The organism is Paenibacillus glucanolyticus (assembly GCF_037333485.1).
Classification (GTDB): Bacteria; Bacillota; Bacilli; order Paenibacillales; family Paenibacillaceae; genus Paenibacillus_AQ; species Paenibacillus_AQ glucanolyticus.
Genome location: NZ_CP147845.1, coordinates 1,441,665 through 1,464,474, shown reverse-complemented (window position 1 = coordinate 1,464,474; position 22,810 = coordinate 1,441,665). Strand labels below are relative to the sequence as shown.

At 50.1% G+C, this 22,810-nt stretch carries 19 protein-coding genes; 10 read left to right on the top strand and 9 right to left on the bottom strand.

All coding sequences use genetic code 11. The features are described 5' to 3' along the window. Positions 1–542: 542 nt before the first annotated feature. Positions 543–1,670, top strand: a complete 1,128-nt coding sequence (locus WDY75_RS07115) for a UDP-N-acetylglucosamine--LPS N-acetylglucosamine transferase (protein WP_036639723.1) — start codon at positions 543–545, stop codon at positions 1,668–1,670. A 181-nt stretch (positions 1,671–1,851) separates the two neighbouring features. Here the strand turns inward: WDY75_RS07115 and trmB are convergent, their stop codons facing one another. Beyond that, the gene (gene trmB, locus WDY75_RS07110; protein WP_063480438.1) at positions 1,852–2,565 is read right to left on the bottom strand and encodes a tRNA (guanosine(46)-N7)-methyltransferase TrmB; all 714 of its coding nucleotides are present in this window, start codon (positions 2,563–2,565) and stop codon (positions 1,852–1,854) included. Between the two features lie 192 nt (positions 2,566–2,757). Then, complete coding sequence (locus WDY75_RS07105; protein ID WP_006212263.1) at positions 2,758–2,940, bottom strand: hypothetical protein; 183 nt, start codon at positions 2,938–2,940, stop codon at positions 2,758–2,760. Between the two features lie 306 nt (positions 2,941–3,246). On the opposite strand from WDY75_RS07105, the gene WDY75_RS07100 reads away from it, so the two are divergent. The 4 genes from WDY75_RS07100 (at position 3,247) to WDY75_RS07085 (ending at position 6,854) form a co-directional block, all read left to right on the top strand. Then, on the top strand, positions 3,247–4,200 hold the full coding sequence (locus WDY75_RS07100) for a TIGR01212 family radical SAM protein (protein WP_063480439.1): 954 nt from the start codon (positions 3,247–3,249) through the stop codon (positions 4,198–4,200). Beyond that, the gene (locus tag WDY75_RS07095) at positions 4,200–4,790 is read left to right on the top strand and encodes a class I SAM-dependent methyltransferase (protein WP_036639727.1); all 591 of its coding nucleotides are present in this window, start codon (positions 4,200–4,202) and stop codon (positions 4,788–4,790) included. Before WDY75_RS07100 ends, WDY75_RS07095 begins: the two co-directional genes overlap by 1 nt. Positions 4,791–4,865: 75 nt before the next feature. After that, positions 4,866–5,834, top strand: a complete 969-nt coding sequence (locus WDY75_RS07090) for a type I phosphomannose isomerase catalytic subunit (RefSeq protein ID WP_006212265.1) — start codon at positions 4,866–4,868, stop codon at positions 5,832–5,834. A 57-nt stretch (positions 5,835–5,891) separates the two neighbouring features. Then, positions 5,892–6,854, top strand: coding sequence for an alpha/beta fold hydrolase (locus tag WDY75_RS07085; RefSeq protein WP_063480440.1), 963 nt, complete (start codon positions 5,892–5,894; stop codon positions 6,852–6,854). A gap of 107 nt (positions 6,855–6,961) precedes the next feature. On the opposite strand, the gene WDY75_RS07080 is transcribed toward WDY75_RS07085, so the two are convergent. The 3 genes from WDY75_RS07080 to recQ all read right to left on the bottom strand — a co-directional run bounded on the left by WDY75_RS07080 (position 6,962) and on the right by recQ (position 10,924). After that, positions 6,962–7,138 (bottom strand): hypothetical protein, encoded by a 177-nt coding sequence (locus WDY75_RS07080; RefSeq protein WP_006212269.1) that lies wholly within the window; start codon positions 7,136–7,138, stop codon positions 6,962–6,964. Between the two features lie 82 nt (positions 7,139–7,220). Further along, the gene (locus WDY75_RS07075) at positions 7,221–8,984 is read right to left on the bottom strand and encodes a B12-binding domain-containing radical SAM protein (protein ID WP_063480441.1); all 1,764 of its coding nucleotides are present in this window, start codon (positions 8,982–8,984) and stop codon (positions 7,221–7,223) included. A 59-nt stretch (positions 8,985–9,043) separates the two neighbouring features. Continuing rightward, positions 9,044–10,924 carry a DNA helicase RecQ gene (recQ, locus tag WDY75_RS07070; protein ID WP_063480442.1) on the bottom strand — a complete coding sequence of 627 codons (1,881 nt, stop codon included), beginning with the start codon at positions 10,922–10,924 and terminating at the stop codon, positions 9,044–9,046. A 195-nt stretch (positions 10,925–11,119) separates the two neighbouring features. Between recQ and WDY75_RS07065 the strand changes: the two genes are divergently transcribed. The 3 genes from WDY75_RS07065 to speD all read left to right on the top strand — a co-directional run bounded on the left by WDY75_RS07065 (position 11,120) and on the right by speD (position 13,625). After that, on the top strand, positions 11,120–11,905 hold the full coding sequence (locus WDY75_RS07065) for an AraC family transcriptional regulator (RefSeq protein ID WP_063480443.1): 786 nt from the start codon (positions 11,120–11,122) through the stop codon (positions 11,903–11,905). 310 nt (positions 11,906–12,215) lie between these two features. Further along, a complete protein-coding gene (locus WDY75_RS07060) occupies positions 12,216–12,578 on the top strand; it encodes a VOC family protein (protein ID WP_006212273.1) in 363 nt (120 codons plus the stop codon). A 231-nt stretch (positions 12,579–12,809) separates the two neighbouring features. Continuing rightward, entirely contained in the window at positions 12,810–13,625 is an 816-nt protein-coding gene (speD, locus tag WDY75_RS07055) for an adenosylmethionine decarboxylase (protein WP_006212274.1), read from the top strand. Between the two features lie 31 nt (positions 13,626–13,656). On the opposite strand, the gene WDY75_RS07050 is transcribed toward speD, so the two are convergent. After that, positions 13,657–15,483 (bottom strand): hybrid sensor histidine kinase/response regulator transcription factor, encoded by a 1,827-nt coding sequence (locus WDY75_RS07050; RefSeq protein ID WP_063480444.1) that lies wholly within the window; start codon positions 15,481–15,483, stop codon positions 13,657–13,659. Positions 15,484–15,548: 65 nt separating this feature from the next. Continuing rightward, on the bottom strand, positions 15,549–16,133 hold the full coding sequence (locus WDY75_RS07045; RefSeq protein ID WP_063480445.1) for a sensor domain-containing protein: 585 nt from the start codon (positions 16,131–16,133) through the stop codon (positions 15,549–15,551). 259 nt (positions 16,134–16,392) lie between these two features. On the opposite strand from WDY75_RS07045, the gene WDY75_RS07040 reads away from it, so the two are divergent. After that, positions 16,393–18,423, top strand: a complete 2,031-nt coding sequence (locus tag WDY75_RS07040) for a serine hydrolase (RefSeq protein WP_063480446.1) — start codon at positions 16,393–16,395, stop codon at positions 18,421–18,423. A 265-nt stretch (positions 18,424–18,688) separates the two neighbouring features. After that, the gene (locus WDY75_RS07035; protein WP_156515094.1) at positions 18,689–21,265 is read left to right on the top strand and encodes a rhamnogalacturonan lyase; all 2,577 of its coding nucleotides are present in this window, start codon (positions 18,689–18,691) and stop codon (positions 21,263–21,265) included. A 102-nt stretch (positions 21,266–21,367) separates the two neighbouring features. Here the strand turns inward: WDY75_RS07035 and WDY75_RS07030 are convergent, their stop codons facing one another. Both WDY75_RS07030 and WDY75_RS07025 read right to left on the bottom strand, forming a co-directional pair. Further along, positions 21,368–22,174, bottom strand: a complete 807-nt coding sequence (locus tag WDY75_RS07030; protein ID WP_063480447.1) for an MBL fold metallo-hydrolase — start codon at positions 22,172–22,174, stop codon at positions 21,368–21,370. Positions 22,175–22,201: 27 nt separating this feature from the next. After that, on the bottom strand, positions 22,202–22,810 hold the full coding sequence (locus WDY75_RS07025; protein ID WP_197477173.1) for a winged helix-turn-helix domain-containing protein: 609 nt from the start codon (positions 22,808–22,810) through the stop codon (positions 22,202–22,204).

Sequence of the window (22,810 nt, the reverse complement as noted above, 5' to 3'; positions counted from 1 at the left end):
GCCGCGGGGCAACTTCGCACGTCATACACGATTTTCCACACTTTTGAATCTTTTGTCAAAACCGTGGAATGCTCTAATTTACGGAAAAACTTCGTAAAAGAGCGCAGCTTGCGATCCAGTTTGCCAGCAAGCTTCGTTTCAAACGGCTTTAGTTCTTATTTTCATCTGTTTTCTTACTTTTTATTTCTTTGGCTGCCCATTTTTTATTTTTTAATCTTGTCCGCCAATAAATAAACGTAACAGACACCCAAAAAGTTTTAGTTTTTCAACACTCTTTCTCTAAATAAACTTTTTGACGCCCGTTTGAATCATTGTAGCGGCAACTTATACTCAAGTCAAAAGTCCACGGACCCTGATTTTCTACAAAATGCGCGCTGGCGACTAACTCCTTTAGTAACAAGGCTCCGGCAAGAACCTCGCCGAGAAAAGCTTGCTCTCCCGGGACCAAAGTCCCGTGAGCACAGGCTGGAAGTGGTTGATTTCTATTCCCAAAGTCGATATGTTAAAGTTAAAGAATAACGCTGCAGAACGGGTGAAAAGTAGTGGCTAAAAAAAGAGTCTTGCTGTTATCGGAAGGGTTCGGTGCAGGCCATACGCAGGCTGCTCACGCACTTTCCAGCAGCCTGCGCCAATTGTCGCCTAGCGTACAAACCAAGGTTCTTGAGCTTGGAAGCTTCTTGAACCCGAAAATCGCTCCACTGATCATTTCGGCCTACAGGAAGACGATCACAACTCGCCCGAGATTGGTCGGGTATATGTATCGTCATCAAAAATCCTTCAATCGGTTCACCGCATTGGCGCTTCACCGAATGTTCTATACAAGCACCAAAAACGTGGTCAGACAACTCAGACCCGATATCATCGTGTGCACCCATTTCATTCCAAGTGCTGTGATCTCGCGTTTGAAACGGCTCGGCACCGATGTGCCTCTGTGTACCGTTATAACCGATTATGATGCTCATGATACATGGATTAGCCCTGAAGTCGACCGCTATTTCGTATCCACGCCGGAGGTTAAGCGAAAGCTGCTCAACCGCGGGGTGTCTCAAGCTAAAATTCAGGTTACCGGCATCCCCATTCATCCTGACTTCTGGACTCATCCGGGCAAAGAGGAGATCAGGGAACGATTTCAGTTGTCCGATATGCCGACCGTGCTTGTCATGGGCGGAGGCTGGGGAATCATGAATGACGAGGTTGTCCATGAATTCTTGACAAGATGGCGGGGCGAAGTCCAGATCATATTTTGTCTTGGCAATAACGATAAGGGACGCGAAGAAATGGAGAGCAATCCGCGGTTCCAGCATCCCAACATCCGGATATTGGGCTTTACACGCGAGATTGACAAGCTGATGGAGGTATCGGATCTGCTCGTCACGAAGCCCGGGGGCATGACATGCACCGAAGGCCTGGCGAAGGGAATCCCGATGCTGTTTCACCAGCCTCTTCCAGGACAGGAAGAGGAGAACTGCCAATACTTTACAGCCCAGGGCTTGGGAGAACCCATCACTTCGCTGGAGGTTATTGGTAAATGGATGAATAAACTGCTCCAGCATTATGATCTGATCCAATTGCAGCGAGCGAAAAACTTGCGAAATATCGAGCGCTTCCATCCGATGCAAAGCGCTCGCAGCATCATCGATATGCTCGAAAATGAAAAGGTGTACTCCTAAAATAAAATGTACCCCATAAGACAGACACTTTGGAAAAGGTCATCTTATAGGGTACATTTTAAAAGCGGAGCACACCTTTTTTATGCGTTTTTTCGGTGAATATGTCACCGATTGATAGATTTTCTTCTATTATAATAATAGTTGTAAACGTTATCATAGACGAAATTATCGTGCATATACACTATTTTCCGTATTTTTCAAGACGGTTCTTGCGATAGGCATCAAGCGCTTCCTTGCCCACAATGGCCTCGCAGCGATGAATCTGCATGCCTTGACCAACGAATTTAGTCTCGTATTCTGTCATTACGTGCTCTTCGTTCAATCCTTCACGATGCAGATCAAGCGAAATGTTGGTCATTTGCAGCCCATAATCAGCAAAGGAATTCAGCGAGAATTCAAACAGTGTCACCGAATCGGTCTTGAAATGTATCTCCCCGCGATCGTTCAGTATCTGGGAGTACTTGTCCAGAAAACGAGGATGCGTCAAACGACGGCGTGCATGTTTTGATTTTGGCCACGGATCGCTGAAGTTCAAATACAACCGTTCAATTTCGCCAGGCTCAAAAACCTTTTCGACACTCTCGATGTTAAACAACGCCAGTTTCAAATTCGGCGGAGTATCCACACCTTCCTGGGCCCACACGTTGCGCCCCTTCTCACTGGCGCGGCGAATCAACTCATCGTACATGTCCACCCCAATAAAATTCACTTGCTGGTGCTTATAACTCATCTGGCTGATAAATTGACCCTTGCCCATGCCAAATTCGACATGAATCGGAAGATCATTGCCAAATAATGAAGCCCATTTCCCTCTATATTGACCGGGGTCCAAAACGACCAGGTCTTCCTGCTGCTCCAGATTTTCCCGTATACCTTTTCTTCCGCGTAAACGCATGTCATACCTCCGAAACTTGTCCAAGTAAGATTTAGAATTATATCCCGATACTGCATTATTGTGACGAAGTTAACCCCAAATGTAAAGAGTCCCATAGAAAAAGGAACCTATTCTCTGCTTAACGCAAAGGTTTTAGGTTCCTTTTTCTTATATTTGGAATTGGGGTTCCGCGATGGTTAAACTGTGAATAGTCTACCTTTCATCTGCCTTAAAATCAAATGTCTTCTCAAAGGCGGCCCGAATCTTGCGACGTGCTGAAGCCTTCACATCTTGGTTGGAGTTAAACTCTACTCCTGTAAGGGCTAAAGCTTCATTCGGGGTAAGCTCCACAGCGATTTTGTCACTACGATCATGCTTTACTGTTGATGAATTCATTCGTAATCACCTCACGGTATTATTGTATCCATGACGTCACACAAATATGAATCCTATCCGATATATACCCATGCCAAAATTTCTTGAATCATATATTTATTTTTCTACTTTAAATATACCAATTATATGTAGTCCGTTCAAGTAACAACGTCTTAATTAGGCAGGAAGACCTGCATATGACGTAAAGCCGGATTTTTTGTTACAATAGACGTATCTGTTTGATAAACAAATGCCAAATAACGGCATGCTTAGAAGCTTCAAGATGCACATCTCAATTCAACCTATACAGCTACAAAGGGAGATCACATGAATACGCCACTTATACCCGCTCCAGAGCTATGGGGCGAGAAACGATTTCATACCTGGAATTACGAAATGCACAACCAATTCCAGAACAAGGTGTTCAAAGTCATGCTGGACGCCGGGTTTACTTGTCCGAACCGTGACGGCACGATAGCCAAGGGCGGATGCACCTTCTGCAGCGCACGCGGCTCCGGTGATTTTGCAGGACGCAGGCGGGATGATCTCGTTACCCAGTTCAATACCATCCGGGACAGACAGCACCTGAAGTGGCCAAACGCCAAATATATCGGGTATTTCCAAGCCTATACCAATACCTACGCTCCTGTTGAAGAGCTTCGGGAATACTACGAAGTAATACTGCAGCAGCCAGGTGTTGTCGGCCTGTCGATCGCTACGCGCCCCGACTGTCTGCCTGACGATGTCGTGGAATACTTGGCGGAGCTGAATGAACGAACCTATCTGTGGGTGGAAATGGGTCTGCAGACGATCCACGATTCAACCTCTGAGCTTATCAACCGTGCCCATGACACGGAATGTTACCTGGAGGCCGTCGAGAAGCTGCGCAAGCATAACATTCGTGTCTGCACCCACATCATATACGGTCTCCCGCAAGAAGACCATGAAATGATGCTGGAAACGTGCAGAGCCGTAGCCAAGATGGATGTGCAGGGCATCAAGATCCACCTGCTGCACCTGATGCGGAAGACGCCTATGGTGAAGCAGTATGAAGCCGGACTGCTGCGCTTCCTGGAGCAAGACGAATACATCAAGCTGATCGTGGACAGTCTGGAACTGCTGCCCCCGGAAATAATTGTCCATCGTCTCACCGGAGACGCCCCCCGGGATCTGTTGATCGGACCGATGTGGAGTTTGAAAAAATGGGAAGTCCTCAATGGCATTGATGCCGAACTCAAACGCCGGAATACATGGCAGGGCAAATTGTGGAGGGAATCCTGATGGGCTTCCTCTCGGTGTTGAGTTTTGCCCACAAACTGGTGGCTGAGAGGCTCCGGCAAGGAGACATCGCGCTGGATGCCACAGCAGGCACCGGGGCCGATACGCTCTATCTAGCCAAATGCATAGGCTCAAGAGGCAAGGTGTATGCTTTTGATATTCAGGAGCAGGCGCTGCAGCTAACCCGCGAAAGGCTCGCCAAGGAACCGCCGGATTCGCTTCCCGCTATCTCCCTTCATCAGCAGAGCCATGCGCTCATGAAGAGCTGCGTTTCGGATCGCGATCACGGCCAAGTTGGCGCGGTTATGTTCAATCTCGGCTACCTACCGGCTGATTCGTCGGATAAACGGATCATGACGGAAACCGCCAGCACGCTAACGGCTCTGGAAGCCGCAATCGAGCTTCTCCGGCCGGGAGGCATTATCACGGTCGTGCTCTATCCGGGCCACAAAGGCGGCGACGCCGAAGCAGCCGCTGTGCAGGCATGGGCGGAGCGGCTTCCGCAGCACGCGGTGCAAACGATATTATATCGAGGCCTTCAGCGTGCAGATGCACCATATCTCATTGCATTGGAACGCAAGAAGCCCTTATGATATAAGTTCTTTAAAGCAACCCAAAGTTAAAGCAGCCATAGAATTTCAAACATGACGAAAGGTAGTTGATGTACAATGACACAACCATATCCACTGTTATTTCAACCTGAATTCAAAGAACGCGTATGGGGAGGCCGCGCCCTCGAGCAATTCGGCCTGGATATTCCGGAAGGACATATCGGAGAAGGCTGGATGATCGCTGACCATCCGAACGGCACTACCAGCATTGTCAACGGCGAGCTGGCTGGCCGCGGCCTGGATCAGGTTCGGGAGCAATTCGGCCGGGAATGGTTCGGAAGCAAAGGATTCTCCGAAGTTAACGGACGTTTTCCATTGCTGATCAAGCTGCTTGACTGTAATGACAACCTCTCGGTTCAGGTCCACCCGACCGATGACTACGAAGGACTCCCGAAAGGCGAATTGGGCAAGACTGAAATGTGGTATGTGCTGGATGCGAAGCCTGACGCCAAGATCATTTACGGTCTGAAAGATCAGGTTAGCCGTGAAACCCTGAAGGAAGCCATGGAAAATGGGACCGTTATGGAGCAGCTTCGGGAAGTATCCGTAAAAGCCGGAGATACGTTCTACATACCTGCTGGTACGGTTCATGCACTTTGTGCCGGCGTTGTTGTGGCAGAGATCCAGCAGAACTCCGATACCACGTACCGGATTTTCGATTATAATCGCCCGGGCCTTGACGGCAAGCCGCGTGAGCTGCACATCGAGGATTCCCTAAATGTCACTGCTTACGAAGGGTCAGGCGCTACTACCATGAGCACGGATGGCACGGCACCTGGAGAATGGCTGGAGCTTGCCAAGTCTCCGTATTTTGTAGTGGAAAAAGGTGTTGTCAATGGAGCTTGGGCACAGTCCACTTCCCCGGAGAGCTTCACCATCATCGTGGTATGCGACGGTCAAGGAACGCTAAGCTGGGATAATGGCTCCATCGGCTATACATCGGGACAATGCTTCTTGCTGCCCGCTAATCTGGGCGCCTATACACTGGATGGGCAGTCGACGGTTCTTCGTTCTTATCTTCCTTAATAAGCTTATGTAACATGCTGTAATCCATTCGTTTTTGTGGAGGTGTAAAGCCCAAAAATGCAGACCGACACGTTTACGATACTGAATACGCAGGGCATGTATGTTTTTGTATATCAATGGCTTCCTGACCCGGATACTCCCACCCGTGCAGTCGTGCAAATTGCTCACGGCATGTGCGAAACCGGCAAACGGTACGAGGAGCTTGCTGAATTGCTTACAGGACATGGTTATGCCGTGTACTGCAATGATCATCGAGGTCATGGACAAACGGCCGGGCTTGAGTTTCTCGGCGATGCCGGGGAGAACGGGTTTGAAGGAATGATCGAGGATCAATTGCTTCTTGCTTCCGAGCTGCGCAAGCGGCATTCCGCTGTTCCTCATTACTTGATGGGACACAGCATGGGGTCCTTTTTGACACAGAAAATCATGTGTTCGAACGGGGAAGCATTCGATGGCTTCATCCTTTCCGGCTCAAACGGTCCCCAGGGAATGCTTCTGTTTGGCCTCAAGCTGGCCGCAGTGCAGATGCGCTTCCAGGGTAACACACACCGAAGCGTGATGCTGAACGCCCTCGTGTTCGGCCCATACAACAGAGGCTTCGGCACCATCCGAACGCCATTTGATTGGTTGTCCCGGGATGAAGCGGAAGTCGATAAATATGTGAACGATCCCTACTGTGGTCAGGTGTGCAGTGCACAGTTCTTCCGTGATTTCTTCAAGCTGCTGTCCGAAATCCATAAGCCGGAATTGATGGAATGCCTGCTCAAGGATAAACCGATTTATATCTTCTCGGGTGAGGAAGATCCCGTCGGACAACGTGGCAAAGGCGTGCGGCGGTTGATTGAACTGTACCAGAAGTATGGCATTGAAGATCTGGAATACCGTTTGTATCCTGGCGGCCGTCATGAGATGCTGCACGAGATCAATCGAGATGAAGTAGCAGCCCATGTCCTCGATTGGCTGGAGCGGCATACAGCTGGATCAGGTGATACGGCCCGGAAGCCGGAACAGATCATGTAAACATGCTTATTAATGTCTCAATCATAGAAAAGGATGCCTCAGGGTTGTAAACCTGGGCATCCTTTTTCTGTTTATCAATAATTGTCAGCGTTGAACAAACAAGCCGATTATTCTTCGTCGCTCGGTGTGCGGTCAATGATCAATTGTGTGACCTCGGTATAATCCCCGCGCTCCACTTCGTCTTCTGCTGCCTCTATACGCAAATCATCGTTGGTTTCCATCCCGGGCGCAATCGTCGGTTCATCATGCGAATGCGGCGCTCGCTCCTTCTGATTCCCGTTCACCAAACATCGCCTCCTCATATAGGTTGATGCGATTAGAATACCGATACCCAGGAAGTTTTATTCCGAGCGGGAGCTGCCCTTGTTACACTGGCACCGTGTAGTACTGCGGTTGCCCGGTTTCATTCTGCTGGTACAATACCAGCAGCATCGTTGCCGCCTCACCTTCGCCGCCGCTCGCCGGCAGGCCGGTTCCTCCCTGAATGACATCATTCAGGTCAAAAGGCAGCAGCTCGATCATCGCATGTTTCTGCAGGTCGCGCTCGGTGATTCCCAGATCGGCGAAATCGCCGGACAGTGCCGCAGGCTTCTCAACAATATGACGAACATGGGCGGTCCACTGGGCTTTATCCTGTGTATGATCCCACCAAATTTTACGCGGCTTGTACTTATGGCCCAGGAAATAATCAAATTTCATAAGACCCAGAATGACCTCCATATGTCGCGTTTTTCGATGCTGAAGAAATGCGGTCAAGCGCGTAAACAGATCCTCCAGCTGATGGCCGATTTTCTGCCAGCCCTGTCCTTCCCAATAGTCACCGAACTCCTGGAAGAAATCAAACGGGGATGTAAATTCATGCTTCATCAGATAATTCACGGTATGGTCCATTCGGTGCGCGTTCCAATACTTCTCAAGCACGTCCTCCAGCCTCTTCAATCGAACGATATCCGAGAATGGAAGCACGTCACTGCCTAAAATCTCATATGGAGCATGATCCATATACGTGTAATTATACTTCTCCGCATCAATCCGCAGTCCGGTTCCCCGAAGCATCTTCAGAAAGCCTAACTGCAGCTCCTCCGGTCCGAGGGCAAATACATCATTGAACGTTTTGCGGAAGGTATCGTAGTCCTCTTCAGGAAGCCCTGCAATCAAATCCAAATGCTGGTCGATCTTGCGGCTGTCCTTGATCATAGTCACCGTGCGGGACAGCTTGGTAAAATTCTGGCGCCTTTTCACCAGCTCATTCGTTGGATCGTTGGTAGACTGTACCCCGATCTCAAATCGAAAAATGCCGGGAGGGGCATTTTTCGCCAAGTAATCCAGAACCTCGGGACGCATGATATCCGCCGTTATCTCAAACTGGAATACGCAGCCGCCATGATTCTCAATCAAAAACTCGAACATGTCAAGCGCATAATCCCGCTTAATGTTAAATGTCCGGTCCACGAATTTGATCAGCTTCGCACCGTTCTCAATCAGATAGAGAATATCCTTCTTGGTCCGTTCGATGTCGTAGTAGCGAACACCCACCTCAATGCTCGACAAGCAGAACTGACAGCTGAAAGGGCACCCCCGGCTGGTCTCAAAATATACGACCCGCTTCCCGAGATGCGGTATATCCTCCGGAAAACGATGCGGCGAAGGCAGCTCTGCCAGAATGCTTTTGGGTCTTCCCGGATTCACGATCACTTCGCCCTGTTTACGGTAGGCCACGCCATACACAAAATGAAATTTCCGGTCGCCTTCTATCGTTTGCAGCAGATGGTGGAACGTTTCCTCGCCTTCCCCCATCACGATAAAGTCGACATTATGCAGCCGTTTCATCCAGTAGTCCGTATCGTAGGAAACCTCGGGTCCGCCCAGTATGATCGTGACTTCCGGCATTATCTTCTTCACGATGTCGATCACTTTAATCGTCTCTTCGATATTCCATATATAACACGAGAATCCGATCACGTCCGGCTTGCGCTGGAACAGGTCGGAGACAATATTCATCACCGGGTCCTTGATCGTATACTCCGTCAATTCAATATCGAAATCCTTCTCGCTATATGCCTTCAGGCAGCGAATCGCCAAAGAGGTATGGATGTACTTGGCATTCAGGGTTGTTAGTATGACTTTCATGGTAGTGTCCACTTTCCTTCTAAATAATATATTCCGTGCTTCTGACCTGCGGCAGCTCGTTATTCATAGTCGTACAGGTTGTCACTGTCAGGCGATGCGCCCGGTCCGTTCAGGAAAAAATCCAGGAACGGGCGGCCATATTTGCGGAATTTCACTTCCCCGACCCCTTTGACATTCAGCATCTCATCCTCACTCTGCGGGCAGGCCACACTCATCTCACGCAGCGTTGCATCATTAAAAATGATGTAAGAAGGCACATGCTCTTTGCTTGCCAGCTCACGCCGAATCAGGCGAAGCTGTTCGAATACCGTTTCATTCACAGCGGACGGCGAGTAATCGCGACGGCCGCTGCTTCGCTGGCTGCCTGCTGCTTTTGAAGGTCGCGGAACGCGCTGCATGACTTCGCGCTGCCCTTTTAACACGTCTGCCGCCTCGCTTTGAAGTTTCACGACAGGATACTGGCCTTCGGTCAACGCCAGAAACCCTTCCGAAATCAGCACATTGATGGTCTCGGAAATCTCCTTCTCCGTCCGATTGGACATCACACCATAGGTCGGAAGCCGGTCAAAACCGTATTCCAGCACCTTTTTGGCGCGTGATCCCTTCAGCACGGAGGCGATCATGGACACACCAAAACGTTCACGCATCCGGTGAATGCAGGAGAAGATTTTCTGCGCATCCACCGTGATGTCCACAAGCTCACGGTCATCGGTGCAGGAGCTGCACGTGCCGCAAGGGTTGTCCTCATGCTCTTCCCCGAAATAATCCAGCATCGCGCTGCGCAGACAGCGGGTCGTGTAACAGTAATCAATCATCTGCTGCAGCTTCCGGTAATCATTCTGTTTGCGCTCGCCTTCCTGCGGATTCTGTTCAATTAAGAATTTCTGCGTCATGATGTCCTGGGCGCTGAACAGCAGTATGCACTGGCTCGGCTCGCCGTCCCGCCCTGCACGGCCAGCCTCCTGAACGTAGGACTCCATGTTTTTCGGCATATTGTAATGAATGACATACCGAACATTGGATTTATCGATCCCCATCCCAAATGCATTCGTTGCCACAATGACCCGGATGTCGTCATACAGGAAGGCCTCCTGGCTGTCTGCTCGCTCCGAATCACTCATTCCGGCATGATATCGGCCGGCAAGAAGCCCTTGAGCCTGCAGCCTCTGAGACAGATCATCCACCTCTTTGCGGGTTGCAGCATAGATAATGCCCGGCTGGTGGGTATGCGAAGCCGCGTAGTCGAGCACAAACTCGCGCTTGTTCTCACCGCGCAGAACCGACATCTCCAGATTATCCCGCCCAAGTCCCGTTACGAATACTTGCGGCTGCTCCAGACGAAGCAGACGCTGCATGTCCTCCATAACCTCAGGTGTCGCCGTTGCCGTAAATGCGGCTACAATCGGCCGCTTAGGCAATCCTTTAACGAAAGGCGCCACCGAGAGATAACTTGTCCGGAAGTCATGACCCCACTGGGATACGCAGTGAGCTTCATCGACGGCAACAATCGAAATATCGAGTCCTGCCATCTCCTCCCGGAACCAATCCAGCTCAAGCCGCTCCGGGGCAACATACAACAGCTTCAGGTCTCCCCGTTTCGCTGCGCGTATGCGCTCGTTCACTTCTTTGCCGCTGAGCGTGCTGTTGATATAAGCAGCCGCAACGCCCGCCGTCGTGAGTGCATCCACCTGATCCTTCATTAAAGAGATCAAGGGGGATACTACCAACGTCAGACCAGGATACAGCAGTGCCGGAATCTGATAACAGATGGATTTGCCTCCACCGGTCGGCATGATTCCCAGCGTGTCCTGGCCTTCCAGAAGACTGGCAACAATTTTCTTCTGACCATCCCGAAAATCAGGATAACCGTAATATTTCTGCAGATAATCCCGCGCTGTATTCATGTTGGTTGATTCTCTATCATTTGTTTCCACATTCATGGATAAAAACTCCTTATTTCACCTTGGTTTTCCGTTTTGGAAACGCTCATCCTTTAAGTTTAACGGCCTTTCCGTGAATGGGCAACCGAATCCAAGAAGGAAATTGCATTTGATAACGAGAACTTGATAATCATGGAAACAAAATGCCTTCCGTTCATAGTCAAAAATATAAACACCCAAAGTTGGTGATCCCTAGTGAATGATGAACATACCGGAGCCGTACAGCAAGTCATTCAATATATGAAGGAGCATCTCGATGAGCCTATGACAACACAGCAGCTCGCCGATCTCGCACGATACAGCTCCTTCCACTTCTCCAGAGTATTCAAGCGCGTAACCGGCATCTCGGTCAGGCAATACCTGTCAGCGCTAAGAGTCGAATCCGGCAAAACTGAACTCCTCAAAAGACCCTCCCTGCTCGTTAAAATCGGGATGACTATCGGTTTATCCAGTCCGGGCACCTTCAATACCCGTTTTAAGCAGTTTGTCGGTCTGTCCCCGAAGCGATTCCGGTCCACATCCGGATCCCTGCATCAGTATGTGAATCAGTATGAGAACAAACCGTTAAGTTGGGCTGAGGAAGAACTCAATGACTTACCCCGGATCCATTGCCAGATTGTAGCTCCGGAGAATTTCCGCGGCATGATCTATGTCGGGCTGTTCCCGAGGCCCGTTCCCGACCAGAAGCCTATAAGCGGTACAGCTGTCAATCTTAGAAACCGGTCCTGTATATTGACCCGCATTCCAGCCGGCACGTACTATGTGCTGGCTGCCGGCATCCCCTGGAGCCTGAATCCTCGGGATTACTATCTGCTGAATAACTCCTTGCGCGGCAAGCTCGATAATCCCGTTCATATTGACGAGACTACCGATCTGTCGGTCAAGATTACCCTGCGGGAGCCGCTGCCCTATGACCCTCCGATCGTAGTCAACCTGCCTCTGCTATTGTTCGAGAAGGATCGGGGCAACAGCGCAAAGTAGAAGAATTTTGGAATAGCCTGTCCCTCTATACTGAATTTATAGAATAAGCGATCTGAACGCTTGATCGTTAGATGATGGAGGCAAAAGACATGACCATAATTCAAGAAACCCGGATCGAAGCAGCACCCGAGTTACCTTGGAGCATACAGGCTGGAAGGATTCGCAAGAATGGCTGCAAGCCAGAAAATGGGATGTAAATGGGATGTGAATGCCTGGGAAGACATGTTAGCCAGCCTGAAATCGAGCTTCGAATCAGGAGATGGCATTCTATGCTGCGAGTAAACCAATTAAACTAGAGGAGTGAATAACTATGCCCAATCTATGCGTTCTGTCGATTAATGTAAGTAACATGGATCAAGCCAAGCAATTTTATTGCGACATTCTGGGATTTCAAATTTCCAAGGCATACAGTGAAGAGATCATCAGTTTGGAAAACGAGGGCCTCTCTCTTGTTCTGCAGAAATGCGACCGCATTACAAAAACGGATTACCCGCATGAGGCGCAGGTGATTATCGGAATCGAAACTGCTGATGTGAGCGCTGCCATATCGAAGTACAAATCGCAGGGCGTTGAGGTGATCTTTGATACGCCGCAGCCTTGCCCTCCCGGTCTGTACAGTGCGATTCGGGACCCGTTTGGCAACGTAATAGAACTGCTTGAGTTTACGGAGTAAACGTACGAAACCCAAAGGATACGCTGCGTGTAGCAGGGGATCCTTTTTTTATGCAGCGAATGCTTGACTCTGTGCTTTCCTTAGAACCCTCTGTTAAGGTTTAACCTGATACGGGTAAGAACATATTGTTGCAAACCTCTGGAGTCAGAAGCATCGATAGATTAGGAATTACCGGTTTCGGAAATAATAGGTACTCGAACTGATACACTAACTACACAAGGGGAAATTCATATGGATATTACACCGGAACAACGTGTCACCCTGCATGGGTTCAACAACCTGACGAAATCGCTCAGTTTTAATATGTACGATGTCTGCTACACCAAGACCCGGGAAGAACGGGAAGCCTATCTTGAGTATATTGACGAGCAGTACAATGCGGATCGGCTTACCAACATATTAAGCCACGTGGCCGAAATTATCGGAGCCCATGTGCTGAATATTGCTAAGCAGGACTATATCCCTCAAGGAGCCAGCGTTACGGTGCTCGTATCCGAAGGGCCTGTCGTTGAGGTTTCGGAGGAATCCTATGACGAGTCGCCGGGACCACTGCCAGGCAACGTTGTGCTGCAGCTCGACAAGAGCCATATCACCGTCCACACGTATCCGGAATTCCATCCGGACGAAGGCATCAGCACCTTCCGTGCAGATATCGATGTGTCAACCTGCGGGGAAATCTCGCCGCTCAAAGCCCTGAACTACCTGATCCACTCGTTTGATACGGATATTATGACAATAGACTATAGAATCCGTGGATTTACCCGGGATATTCACGGTCACAAGCTGTTCATCGACCATGAAATCAGTTCCATTCAGAACTACATTCCCGACGAAGCCAAGGATTTGTTCGATATGATTGACGTCAATGTTTACAAGGAAAACATCTTCCACACCAAGTGCAAGCTGAAGCAGTTTGACCTGGACAACTATCTGTTCGGTTACACCAAGGACAAGCTGGCAGAAGGCGAGCAGCAGGAGATAACAGAGCGTATCAAGCTGGAGATGGATGAGATCTATTACGGTAAGAACATGGACCGCAGTTATTGACGATTCGGATATATTAAACAAGGCTGGGCTCTCATATGAGCCCGGCCTTGTTTGCCGCTTCTATGGCTTCTTCCCGGTTACGGACGCCCATTTTGGCATACAGGGCTGAAGCGTAATTCCTTACGGTGCCATCAGACAGATATAATTTCATCGCAATCGATTTGTACCGCATGCCTTTGGAGAGATGCTGTAGAATCTCCATCTCCCTCGGCGTCAGATCATATAAAACCCTGAGCGGAGATGACTCCGGAGCACTAGTATCCAGGGGAGCAATGACCGTCTTCTCCTCAAGAAAATCACTCGCGTCCCCTTCGAACAGCTTCGCGGAAATGGAAGGATCCATCAGCGTTCCGCCTCGAATCACGATTCGGATATGTTCGGCAAGTTCACGGGGCTCCATCGTCTTCAGTAAATAACCGTCAGCCCCGCTTCGCATAGCCTGAACGGCCTTGCCCTTCTGCTCAAACGTGGTCAGGATGACCACCTTGATGGAGGGCCAGCGCTGTTTGATACTCTGAGTCGCTGTAATGCCATCCATCACGGGCATTTCCAGATCCATCAGAATGAGGTGAGGTTGGAGTTCCTCACACATGTTCACGGCATCCAGACCATGTTCTGCACGCCCAACCACCTCGAAATCCCTCTCCGATTCCAGAATCATTCCGAGACTATCCCTGACAAAGGGTTCATTATCCACCAGCATTAGCTTTATGACATCGTCTGCCGGCTTCAGCGCCCTGGGCAGGCTGCAGGTCACAACCGTGCCTTCTTCGGAATCCGAGTGGATCGATACCTGCCCTTGAAGGCGGCTGGCTCTTTCTTTCATGGCGCTTAAGCCGAATCCTTCCTGGATTCGGGCAGTTCCTCTGCCGTTATCTTGTATCTCAAGCCGGGTCTGCTGCAGCTCAAATTGAAGCAGAACATCCATCCTCGTGGCATGGCCGTGACGCACGCTGTTGGTCAAAGATTCTTGCAAACAGCGGTAGAAGGTCATTTTCGCCTGCCGCGATATCTGATACTCATCCCCAAGTACTCTGAGCCCAACCTTAACCCCGGCGTTCCGCCCAAACTCCTCTGCTGCCTGTCGGAGTGACTGTACCAACGGAAGCTGCTCCTGGGGAGAATCCAACTCATGCAAATACCCTCTAATCTCATCCAGACTTGTCCGCGTCAATTCCAGCAGATCAGACAGCTTATGTTGCGCAGCTGCGTCAGCTGCCGTGGAGCGAAGGCTTTCCAGCCCCATAATGACAGCGGTATACGTATGGCCCATCGTATCATGCAGTTCCTTGGACAAGCGTTCGCGCTCTTCGAGCAGCGTGACCCGCTCAACCTGAGACAAATACTGCTCCAACACTGTATTTTGCGTTCGAATGATTTCATTCTGGCGATGATTGACCATTAACAGATGAAAAGCAAATCCAAATGCAAACGCAAGCGCGACATGAACCATCATCAGGATCAAATTCGTTGATGGCGCATACAGCTTGATCAGCAGCGGTATCAGCACTATAGTAACTGGCCCCGTCCATCGATACGCAATGCCCGAGCTATTCGCAGCCATCAGAAAAGCCGGTACAATAAATGACAGATAGGCTGCCGGAAATATGGAGGTCAAATATATAGAGATACCGCCCGAAATGACGGTTTCCGTAACCCAATATGCTTTATGATTCAACAGCAGGCACAGCCATGGTACCGAGAAAGCCGCCAATTCCCACAAGACGACAACCCATAACGCCAGAGTAAACTGATCTCGAAGCTCAATGAACGTTAAGATCAGAGAGATGCAGGCCACCATGCGGAGCAGGAGCATCGCCCAGTCGTACCACTTCCATTGCTTCACGATGTCAAACAAAGCTACCACTCCTTGTATTCCCTCTCACGATACCTCATTAATATGACATGGCTCCCAGCATGTGTCTACTGCCAAACGGAGAACATCCATTGCGTGTAGCGGCCTGTCAGTCTGGCTGCCCCCTTAGCTGCCCACGACCCGACGTAAGCAAAAAGAATGCCAGCCACCATCACAAGCAGGGATTTCGGCAACGTATCAATGCGAAGGTTCCCTAAATTCACATCCACAACCGAACTGGTCCATGGTGCCAATATCCACAAGACAGGGACAATACAAAATATAACGCCACAGAATAAACTAATGATGCCAACGATAAACTTCAGCATTAACATCGACACCGCTTTCCAATTTCGTACGTTCGCAAGCTCTTCCTTGGCCTGAGTCCAGGAAGACCCAGAGTGCGCCTTCCTCTTCATAACAGGCTCAATCGTAATATCCGTATAGAACTTTGTCTGGATCCGGTCATAATTCATGAAGGTCCGGGTCGTTCGCAGAAGATACGTAAGGATCGGTATTCCCACGATGGTAAAACACATACTCAAGCCAAACACCAGGCCCACGAGATAATAGCAAAAATAAAATACCCCGGTTCCAAAAGTCAACATCAAAAAACAAAAGTTCAACAGATATTCCCTCAGCCATTTCTTCATACTTATCAGAGCTCCCTTCAGGTCTTGGCGACCTCGATTTCCTGTATCCTACTTCACCCATTGTCATATCGGACAGTGTCAAATTGTCATATGACACTGCTGCATCAAAGAGATGACAGCTTGTTACTGGCCGATATGACAACCCGTTTGCCATACTGTGGGAGATCAAGCCGTCCAAGCCCCAAGATGATGAAATGCAGGATCAAGGAGCCATCGGACCAGCCTTATCCAATCTCATAACTGAAGGAGTATGATATCAATGAAATGGAACAACCCGAAACTGAAAAAGGCATGTTTATTTGTAACGACCGGAGCTCTTGCAGCGGTTGCACTATTGGGGAATGGACCTCTTATAACCGTAGCCTCGAATACGACAACGAATACGATTACCTCTCCGGCGGGATTATCCGCCCCGGTCCGTAACGGACCTGAGGATGTACAGGAGTTGTTAACATTCGCTGATCCGCTGTTTGCCGACAAAATGAAAAAATTCAATGTCGCCGGATCCAATTTTGTGGTTGTCAAAGATGGTAAGGTGCTTGTCAGCAAGGGTTATGGGTATGCCGATAAAAAGAAGCAAATTCCCGTAGATTCTCAGACCGTATTTCAGATTGCTTCCATTAGCAAGACGTTCACGGCCTTGGCAGCGATGCAGCTCGTGGATCAGGGCAAAATCCAATTGGACCATAACATAGAAGAATATTTGGCCGGATTGAAGATTCCGAACAAGACAGGGAAGCCGATCACCATGTTCGACTTGCTGACGTACACCAGCGGCGTGGATAAGCCTGACATTACCACCTACGTCTCACCGGAATACGTGAGGCAGGACATTCCGACCAGAGAATTTTTGGAGAAGCATATGCCTACCGTGGTCCGTCCGCCAGGAGAAGCTTATACGTACGACAACTTTGCCTTTCTGCTCGCCGGTTACGCAGTGGAGAATATGAGCGGCATGCGTTATGACCAATATATGAAGAAGAATATTTTCGAGCCTTTGGGAATGAAATCCACAAGTGTGCGATTCACACCGGAGCTGCTTGCGCGGCTGGCCTCCCACTACAGCCCGGCCGGAGAGTTCCAGCCGCTGTCTGGTCACGCTCCAACTGATGGACCTCAGGGAAGCATCTTATCCACGGGCGAAGACATGGCGCAATATCTTCTGATGCAGCTGCAAAATGGCAGGGCTGGCGATAAACAGCTGGTAAGCCTGCAAAGCTTGAAGCAGATGCACACTTACCAAACCTTCGCAGAAGCCTCGATCCCCATCGCCACCGTTGGCTTCGAAGGCTACTACAAAGAACTAATGAATGGACACCATGTCGTCCTGAAAGGCGGCAATATGCCGGGACATTCCTCCTTAATGGTATTGATTCCGGAGCATAATACGGGCTTTTACATGTCCTATAATAACGACACCAACATGAGCTTGGAGATCTACGAGGCGTTCATGGATCACTACTTCCCGGAAACGGAAGCAAGTCCGCAGCCTGCATTCGTAGAATTAAGCAAAGAGGAAGCCAAGCCATATACCGGGATTTATCAAAACACCCGGGCTTTCAGCATTCGAACTCAATTCGCTTACGAGAACGGCCATCTTACCATGGAAGATTCCACAACGGGTAAACATACGCTTCAGAAAATCAATGCCCTGCTGTTCCAGGATGAGCTGGGAAACAAAGTCAGCTTCAAAAAAGGAGCAGCCGGACAAATCCAATATTTTTACTACACCAGCCCAGTCGGTCTGGGTGTCGTAGCGGAATCTCAGAAAATGGAGTCTAAACCTCCTTTTGCAGATGTGCCGTCAAACAGCAAGTTTAGAACCCACATCGATCATTTGCAGACTTTGGGCTTAATTCAGGGCATAGGGGGAAATCGCTTTGATCCCAAAGGAACGATGACGCAGGGACAATTCGCAGACCTGCTGATCCCGGCCCATGGGTGGAATATATTCCCTGTCGCGGCCAAAGCCAATCAACAGCAAATGATCCAAGGCATTCCCGGTTATCATCGCTCGAAGCCTATTACAAGGCAAGTTGCCGCTGTCATGATCCAGAATCTAAGACAGCTGAACGTGGATACCAAGGTTACCTTATCCGGTTCGACAGATGCCTGGGCGGTAGAAGCCGTTCAAGCGCTTGTCGGAAATGGTGTCGTGGACCCGGACACCCGCGTCCAACAAGACGGCTCGGTCCACTTTCGTTCCAAGCAGCTGCTCCTTCGTCAAGAAGCCTGTGCGCTGCTGGACAAGGCTTTTAACTACTACGCCCTCCCGATAGCCTTGAAATAAATCATGGATCAATAAGTTCTGCACCCCTCGCTGCAAGACTTATTGATATTCCCCTTTATATCCAACAAGGAAATAAACTCTGTTTTTTAAATCAAATGGCCTGTTTTTTGTATGTTGCCAATCCCCAATGTTCCATACAATGAAAGTGATTTTCCAATAACTTTCCATTCCATAAGGGAAGGAGGATTTCCACACCCCGTAAATGAAAGCGCATACGGATGGCTGTATATCAGCATCCACACCAACCATGGAAAGGTGGCTGAACATGAAGAAAGGAATAATCATCAGCTTTTACCGCAAGCTGCTGGCAGCAGCCCTTATCATTCCGCTTATGATTGGCGGTAGCAGCCCATTGTTTGCGGCGGAATCACATGACCTGGAGGGCAGTCCGCAGGAAGCAAATGCGAAAGCCAGCCGCATCCAGCTGGAATATTTGGACAGGGGGATCGTATCGGCCCCCACATCGGAAGGTATCTTCCTGAGCTGGCGTTTGCTTGCTGATGAAGTGACCGGCTATAGCGGCAAAGGACTGACCGGTCCGATCTTCCATGTATACCGGGACGGCGCCAAAATTGCCGTTGTGGAGAACAGCACCAACTATCTGGACCCATCAGGTACAAGTTCATCGACCTATTACGTATCCGCCGTTATCGACGGCAAAGAAGTGGATCAAAGTGCAGACTCTGCCCCCTGGTCCTCCCCTTACTACGACTTGAAGCTCCAGAAACCGGCGGCTGGCATGACGCCTGCCGGAGAGCCGTATACGTATTCCGCGAATGACGCCAGCATCGGGGATGTCGACGGCGACGGGCAGTATGAGTTTTTTGTCAAATGGGACCCCTCCAACTCCAAAGACGTTTCCCAGATAGGATACACCGGCAACACTTACATTGACTGTTACACACTGGAGGGTACCCTGCTGTATCGGATCGACCTCGGTGTAAACATTCGTTCAGGCGCACACTATACGCAGTTCATGGTCTACGACTTTGACGGTGACGGCAAAGCGGAAATGATGCTCAAGACAGCACCCGGCACCAAAATTCTGCGCTATGACCCTGCGGGCAACATGACCTCCCAGAGATACATTACGCTGCTGCCCGAGGATGTGAAGGCTGGTTACTCCAATCAGGACGATTACCGGCTGAGTAAAGACGGCTATTACGAGCATATGGTGAGTTTGTTCATGAATTGGCATCAGCATGAAGAGGTCGCAAGCGGCCATTGGCCGGCTACACTGGAAGAAAGCTTCGGGATGGAGAAAAAATACAGCTATCCGCTCTCCCGCACCGATGCCGAAAGTCTGGTCGATGATTTCATGGATCGTTATGCGCCGCAGCGAAGCGCCCGCAATAATCTCCGGGCCTTCGAAGGGTTTATCGTGGAGGGTCCGGAATATCTCAGTGTATTCGAAGGCGCAACCGGCAAAGAGCTGGAAACCATCCGTTACAAACCCGGCAGACATGACGACGGTCTGATGTGGGGCGATTATGCGATGGCCCGAATTGAGCCAGGGAATCGCGTGGACCGCTTCCTTGCTGCTGTCGCTTATCTTGATGGAGTACAGCCCTATGCCGTATTCGCTAGGGGATATTACACCCGATCCACGCTGGTCTCCTATCAATGGGACGGGAAGCATTTAAAGGAGCATTGGTACGTGGACAGCGGCTGGACGCCCATGACCAATCCGTTCAACGACAGCCCGCATGGCCGGGACGGAACCGATGCCGTCTTCGGTACGTTGACAACGCAAGGGGCACACTCTCTGAGTGCGGCCGACGTCGATGGAGACGGCAAACAGGAAATCGTATACGGCTCCGCAACGATTGACCATGACGGCACGCTGCTGTACAGCTCCACGGACGTGCTTCCGCCCCAGAGCGCAGATCCCGGTACGGTGGCTCGCCTTGGGCACGGGGATGCGATGCATGTGACCGATATCGATCCGGATCGACCGGGTCTCGAAATCTTCATGGTTCATGAAGGCGGCACTTATGCCCCTTACGGTTATTCCCTCCGTGACGCTGCAACAGGCGAGCTGCTGTACGGTGGTTATACCGGAAAAGACACCGGCCGCGGCATGATTGGGGATATCGATCCCGATCAGCGGGGACTTGAAACCTGGGCTGTCGGGACGTGGACTGCAGACGGGAAGCAGCTTTCCACCGCCATGCCGGGCACAAACATGAACATCAAATGGTCCGCCGACATGACAACCCAGATCATTAACGGAAATTCAGATCTGACGCCTTCCATTGAGCGCTGGCGCCATGGAACACTGCTCACCGCAGAAGGCACACGCACCAATAACGGTACGAAGGGAAATCCGGCGCTCGTTGCCGATATCTTCGGAGACTGGAGAGAAGAGCTGGTGGTGCGCACTACGGACAGCTCCGCACTTCGGATCTATCTGAGTACCGAGGTCACCGACCGAAAACTCTATACGTTAATGCATGATCCGCAGTACCGGGTAGAGGTTGCCCGGCAGAATACAACGTATAACCAGCCTTCTTACACCAGCTTTTATTTTGCATCCGATACGGACTTTTCAGCTGTTCCCATTCCTTACTATCAATCACCGGGCATGCTGGATTTGCTGGAAAATCGGGTGAGCGAATATGCCCTCTCGGGCGAACTGACAAATCCGCTGCACTCCCGGCTTACCCATTCCCTGAAGCAGGCGAAGTTTCACATGAGCAAAGGCTCCAGGGGGCAAGCGCTCAAATTCATGAATACATTTATTGCTCAGCTTGAGGAGATGAAGAAACCGGGAACGATATCGAATAAAGCACGGTTGAATCTGTCTTACCAAGCCCATGCCCTCATGGGCTTGTGGAAGTAGCATGATCCCTCAGTAGTATCACTCCCTAATAAAGCCGCCCCACTCCAATTTCTATATTGGCAGTGCAGGCGGCTTTAACGGCTTTAACCTATAAACCGTGTATTAGAATTGAACCGAAAATCCGTCAAACCGGTGAATTCCCGTCCCAAATCGGACCAGATCCTGCTTCCGCAGTGCTTGCACCGCTGCTCGAACCTCGTCCAGCAGGACCGGGTCCAGCCCGATCGTATTATGGGCTCCGTAAATCCGCTTCACCCCGTCGATATCCGCTATCCGCTCCAGCGAGTTCACCAGATCCTCCGGGCTTGTCGTAGGGTAAAATGCGTAGACCGGTGTCTCGTCATACAGCAAATCCCCCGTGAACAAATATCCCCGGCTCGGATCAAACAATGCGATATGACCGGGAGAATGACCCGGTGTGTGGTAGATGACTAGATTTCGCCCGCCAAGCTCGATGATATCTCCATCCCGGAGGAGACCCGTCGGCTGCCCTTGGTAAGGCGTGTACGCTGCGGGATCAAAGGAGGCCGGTACGGGTCTTGTGATATCGCGTGATATATCCTTGCGAATCTGTTCAACAGAGAGCTTCTTAATACCGCTGACAAGCCAGTCCTCCTCAGCCTCATGCACATAAATATCTTCATATTGCCCGTGACTGCCGATATGGTCCGCGTGAACATGCGTGGTCAGTACCATGATGGGTAAATCCGTCAGCTGATCCGTCATCCGCTTCATGTTGTCGATGCCGAGTCCCGTATCAATCAATGCCGCCCGCTCGTCGCCAATTAACAAAAACGAGTGCACCTTCTCCCAATGACCGTATTCACTGATCGCAAACGTAGTGTCGTCAAGCTTGGATACGGTAAACCAGACATCATCGATCACGACTTGATATGGTTTATGCTCCATATGTATGTCCCCCTCATTCAGCTTTATTTAGCCATTTATGTCCTTACGATTATCCTGAAATGCAATCAAAGACATATAATAACTTTTCTCTTCTGCCGTCAGAGATGTCCCACCCGCTGGGGTCGGCTCCATCCTGAAGTGCTTGTCCATAAGCAATTTGAACTCCTCTATAAAAGCATGAAAGCTCTCCTGTGTAGCATGGAAACGATAGGTCGAGGCCAGATTTTTCCGGTGATGCTCATTCGCGCTGCTCAAGGCAAAAGAAGCTGCCGGTGCATGCTCAATCTTCGTCCGGGTAATATCCAGCGTCTCCATAAAGACCTGCCGCGAGGTTTCCACCAAATCGAGGCTGGGGAGCAAGTGATCTTCCGGAATAAAACGGCTCGCGACAGCGCGATAATATTTCTGAACGATCCCGTTCTTCTCTTCCTTGCGGACGATCTGAATAACCCCGTGTTTCTCCAGCTCTTTCAAGTGAAAATAAATATTGTTTCGCGTTATATCCAGCATCTCTGCCAATTGCTGTCCCGTATGGGCATCCTTTACGAGTTTCATCAGTATTTTCGTGCGGAGCGGATCGGCAATCGCCTTCAGCTGCTCATGGGTTTTAATTTTATAGACACCTGTAATTTCCAA

Coding starts and splice junctions, on each gene's coding strand:
- WDY75_RS07100 (WP_063480439.1), top strand. CDS start 3,247: ATGAATACGCCACTTATACCCGCTCCAGAGCTATGGGGCGAGAAACGA.
- recQ (WP_063480442.1), bottom strand. CDS start 10,924: ATGAATGTGGAAACAAATGATAGAGAATCAACCAACATGAATACAGCG.
- WDY75_RS07085 (WP_063480440.1), top strand. CDS start 5,892: ATGCAGACCGACACGTTTACGATACTGAATACGCAGGGCATGTATGTT.
- WDY75_RS07030 (WP_063480447.1), bottom strand. CDS start 22,174: ATGGAGCATAAACCATATCAAGTCGTGATCGATGATGTCTGGTTTACC.
- WDY75_RS07060 (WP_006212273.1), top strand. CDS start 12,216: ATGCCCAATCTATGCGTTCTGTCGATTAATGTAAGTAACATGGATCAA.
- WDY75_RS07095 (WP_036639727.1), top strand. CDS start 4,200: ATGGGCTTCCTCTCGGTGTTGAGTTTTGCCCACAAACTGGTGGCTGAG.
- WDY75_RS07105 (WP_006212263.1), bottom strand. CDS start 2,940: ATGAATTCATCAACAGTAAAGCATGATCGTAGTGACAAAATCGCTGTG.
- WDY75_RS07075 (WP_063480441.1), bottom strand. CDS start 8,984: ATGAAAGTCATACTAACAACCCTGAATGCCAAGTACATCCATACCTCT.
- speD (WP_006212274.1), top strand. CDS start 12,810: ATGGATATTACACCGGAACAACGTGTCACCCTGCATGGGTTCAACAAC.
- WDY75_RS07045 (WP_063480445.1), bottom strand. CDS start 16,133: ATGAAGAAATGGCTGAGGGAATATCTGTTGAACTTTTGTTTTTTGATG.
- WDY75_RS07040 (WP_063480446.1), top strand. CDS start 16,393: ATGAAATGGAACAACCCGAAACTGAAAAAGGCATGTTTATTTGTAACG.
- WDY75_RS07090 (WP_006212265.1), top strand. CDS start 4,866: ATGACACAACCATATCCACTGTTATTTCAACCTGAATTCAAAGAACGC.
- trmB (WP_063480438.1), bottom strand. CDS start 2,565: ATGCGTTTACGCGGAAGAAAAGGTATACGGGAAAATCTGGAGCAGCAG.
- WDY75_RS07035 (WP_156515094.1), top strand. CDS start 18,689: ATGAAGAAAGGAATAATCATCAGCTTTTACCGCAAGCTGCTGGCAGCA.